Annotated in this window: 5 protein-coding genes; all 5 read right to left on the reverse strand. The window is 57.8% G+C overall.

Annotated elements, in window-relative coordinates; translation table 11 throughout:
- A partial coding sequence (locus tag ACEQWH_RS01750) for a SurA N-terminal domain-containing protein (protein ID WP_370227724.1) occupies nucleotides 1-945 on the reverse strand: 945 nt, incomplete at its 3' end.
- A 102-nt stretch (nucleotides 946-1,047) separates the two neighbouring features.
- Nucleotides 1,048-2,226: an aminotransferase gene (locus tag ACEQWH_RS01755; protein WP_370227726.1), complete on the reverse strand. Its 1,179-nt coding sequence runs from the start codon at nucleotides 2,224-2,226 to the stop codon at nucleotides 1,048-1,050.
- 6 nt (nucleotides 2,227-2,232) lie between these two features.
- Nucleotides 2,233-2,751, reverse strand: a complete 519-nt coding sequence (gpt, locus tag ACEQWH_RS01760) for a xanthine phosphoribosyltransferase (protein ID WP_370227728.1) — start codon at nucleotides 2,749-2,751, stop codon at nucleotides 2,233-2,235.
- Nucleotides 2,752-2,851: 100 nt separating this feature from the next.
- The gene (locus tag ACEQWH_RS01765) at nucleotides 2,852-3,490 is read right to left on the reverse strand and encodes a LysE family translocator (protein WP_370227730.1); all 639 of its coding nucleotides are present in this window, start codon (nucleotides 3,488-3,490) and stop codon (nucleotides 2,852-2,854) included.
- A gap of 90 nt (nucleotides 3,491-3,580) precedes the next feature.
- On the reverse strand, nucleotides 3,581-3,829 hold a 249-nt coding region (locus ACEQWH_RS01770; RefSeq protein ID WP_370227732.1), incomplete at its 5' end, for an SDR family oxidoreductase.

Consider the following 3,829-nt stretch of genomic DNA (forward strand, 5'->3'; position numbering starts at 1 on the left):
GTCTTTGGTCACATCGCCCAGATCCACATCCGCAAGCGACAGGCCGCGTGCTTCGACAGTGGCGTCAAAGCTCTCGGTGCCCGCAGCAATCGCAGCTACAGCTGCCGCCGCGTCTTCGGTCGAGCCCATGACCAACCGTTCCACCAAACGGCGTTCTGGCTGGTTATAGAAGGACGCGCGATCATCATAGAGTTCACGCACCGAGGTTTCGTCAATCTCGACTGTGTCCAGGATCATATCCGGCGTCAGCCACGCATAGGTGATGTCGCGGGTGGCTGGGCGCAGGAAAGCATCGGTGTTCTCGTCGTAATAGGCCTGAAGGGTTGCGTCATCGGGCGTTGCGATAGGCTCTGCCAGATTGCTTTCCGTCAGGATTGCCATGGTGAAATCACGGGTCTCGCCCAGATATGCCAGCAATGTGTCTGCATATGTCGACGGCATCTCGATGCCTGCAGTCACGGCGGTTTGCAACAGGGTGGACGCCGCGGTTTCACGCAGGTTTTGTTCAAACTCGCCTTCGTTCAGGCCCGCATTGTCCAGCGTAAAGGCATAGGCCTCGCGATCGAATGTGCCGTCCAGCCCCTGAAAAGCCGCGATGTTCAGCAGTTCGTCGCGCACGTTTTCGTCGCCAATCGACAGGCCCAGACGTTCTGCTTCGGCATCCAGTGCGCGTTGGTCGATCAGACGGTTCAGAACCTGTTGGTTCAGGCCAAACAGCTGCGCCTGTTGAAAGGTGATCTGCTGTCCGGTCTGCTGAGACAGGGTGCTCAGTTCCTGCTGCACAGCGCGTGCATAGGTCGTGACAGAAATCGGTTTACCGTCCACGGTTCCCACGTTGTTGATCGTGCCGCCAAGGTTGGTGATGCCAAAGCCGCCGAGGCTGAGGATCAAAAGGCCCATCAAAATCCAAACGAGCTTGTTTGAGATCGAAGATTTCTGAGACATGCGGCCCCCTTAATTGGCGCGAAAAATTATGCTTCGCAGATGTCTACGACGCTCATCGGGCAGGGGCAAGGGGGCAGGGCGGTTTCCGCTCGAAACGCTCTGTTATTGCGCGGAAACGGTGCTGATCCGATCAAACAGAAGCTTGATGTCCGGACGGGCGACATTTGCAAAGGCGATCCGCATGTCCTGACGTCCGTCGGGGTCGTTTTCCGGCGTGAACATTGTCCCCGGCAGCGCAAGCACATGGATGTCCTTGACCAGCTTTTGCGCAAGCTTGTCGGACCCCATGTCAAACGGGTGCTGCACATAGGCAAAATAGGCACCAACTCCCTTAAGCTTCCATCCAGTCGCGGCGATTTGGGGGAAATATTCGGAAATCGCGGCGCGCCGGTCCAGAATCTCCAGACGTTCGCCCGCAACCCAATCGCCAAGGTTTTGCATGCCCCAAAGGGCCGCGTGTTGACCCAGGTGGTTTGGACAGACAGCGACGGTATCCAGGAATTTCTCTGCCTCGGCCAAAAGGCTTTCTGCTCCCACCAGCGCGCCGACCCGATGTCCGGTCAGGCGATATGCTTTGGAAAACGAATACAGCTGGATAAGCGTCTGCCCCCAATCGGGGGCTGTGAACAGATCATGTGGCGCACCATCGCGTGAATCAAAGTCACGATAGGTCTCGTCGATGATCAGCTTGATGCCTGCGTCCTGCGCCACTTGATAGAGCGCACGTACAAGCGCTGGCGGATATTCAACGCCGCTGGGATTGTTTGGCGTGACCAAAGCAATGGCGCGGGTTTTGTCGGTGATCAGCGCCCTTGCACGCTCGGGATCAGGCAGCATTTCGTTATCTGTGACCAGAGGCATGCTTTTGACGCCCAACATATCCAACCACATTTTATGGTTGAAATACCAAGGGGTTGGAATGATGACCTCATCCCCTTCGGTGCAGATTGCGGTGATCGCGGCCGCAAAGGCCTGATTACAGCCCGAGGTGATCGTCACGTTCTGAGGGCCAATGTCGCCGCCATAAGACGCGGTCCATTGTGTCGCCACTTCGGACCGCAATTCCGGAAGCCCCAAAACCGGGCCGTACAGATGAGCGTCGGGAACATTCAGCGCGGTCTCTGCCAGAAACTGGCGCAACGGCAGGGGCGGTGGATCCACAGGGGCGGCCTGACTGACGTTCAGCAGAGGCATCTCGTCGGTGAAATTGACCCCGTCAAGCCACCGTCTTGCCTCCATAACCGGAGGTGCGAATGTCGCTGTTGTGCGCGTTAGAGCCATCGCGGATCAGTCCGAGCCGCGGAACGGCTGAACGTATTGCAGCGCCATGTCCCAAGGGAAAAAGATCCATGTGTCCTGTGATACGCCCGTGATGAACGTGTCCACCTGTGGCTCGCCCTGTGGCTTTGCATAAACCGTGGCGAAATGCGCTTTGGGATAGGTTTCGCGCACCAGTTCAAGCGTTTTGCCGGAATCAACCAGATCATCGATGATCAGAATGCCTTCGCCGTCCCCCATCAGATCCGCATCAGGAGCCTTCAGAACCTGCGCCTCGCGGCGCTGGTCAGCCGCACCGCCGCCCGAGTGATAGGATTTTACCGAAATTGTGTCGACCACGCGAACATCCAGCTCGCGCGCGACAATCATGGCTGGGGCCATGCCACCACGGGTGATGGCAACAATTGCGCGCCATGCGCCATCGTCGGGGCCTTTGCCGTCCAGACGCCATGCCAACGCGCGGGAATCGCGGTGGATCTGGTCCCAGCTGATGTGAAAGCCTTTTTCGTGTGGCAGACGATCGTTCATAAGAAGCCCCTTAATTTCCCCTTGGCCGATGGCCGTTTGATCCGTGTTAGCGACTTGGCGCAGAAATTACAATTTCAGAGCGCGGCAATTTTTGCTTGGCTTATCGATCCAGCAACAACCGCAGGCCCAACGCACCCATGACACCGGCCGCGACACGATCCAAGGTGGTCTTCGCGCGCAGGTATCCATCGCGTGCCGCAGGCGTCGACAGCAGGGCCGCAAAGGCGCTGTAGCAGAGGATTTCAACGACCAGATGGTTGGCAACCACAAAAGCTTTGTCTGCCAAGGTGATGTCGGGTGGAAAGATCACCAAAAGCACCGCAGAGGCGAATAAAACAGACTTTGGGTTGGCGAGGTTGACAGCCAGCCCAGACAGGAACGAGCGTCCCCGCGGATGCGAGGCTGCATCCGGATCCAGAGGAATGCGTGCATGGCGCCACGTCTGCACCGCGATCCAGATCAGATACAGTGCGCCCGCGATTTTCAGGGTCAGATAGGCCCATGGAAACAGCGTAAAAATCCCGTCCAGACCTAGCAGTGCCAGGGTGGTCCAGGTGGCGGCCATCGTCGCAAGGCCAAGCCCAACCATAAACCCTTGCCGGAAGCTGCCGGCCAATGTGGCGCGGATGGACATCAGCATCGCGGGGCCGGGACTGAGAATGGCCACAAGAAGCGTCGCGTTGAAGGCAAGGATATGGCTTAGGTCCATCAGATCACCGGTCACAAAAGGGGGGTACATTTAACTGTCAGGCGAACCTTAGTGGGTCCGTCAAAAAAGAAAAGGCCCGGGGGGTGTCCACCGGGCCTAAAGACAAGCTGTGTGATCGGCTTACTTGCGGCCGGTCACTGCATCGATATCCGGCGCATCGACGGCCTTCATGCCGACGACGTGATACCCCGCATCCACGTGCAGGTTTTCGCCTGTTACGCCAGAGCCAAGATCGCTGAGCATATAGAGCGCGGATTTGCCAACATCGTCGATGGTCACATTGCGTCGCAGCGGAGAGTTCAGCTCGTTCCACTTCAGGATATAGCGGAAATCGCCAATACCCGAGGCGGCCAGCGTTTTGATCGGGCC

Origin of the sequence: Cognatishimia sp. (assembly GCF_964229375.1) — a bacterium.
GTDB lineage: Bacteria > Pseudomonadota > Alphaproteobacteria > Rhodobacterales > Rhodobacteraceae > Cognatishimia.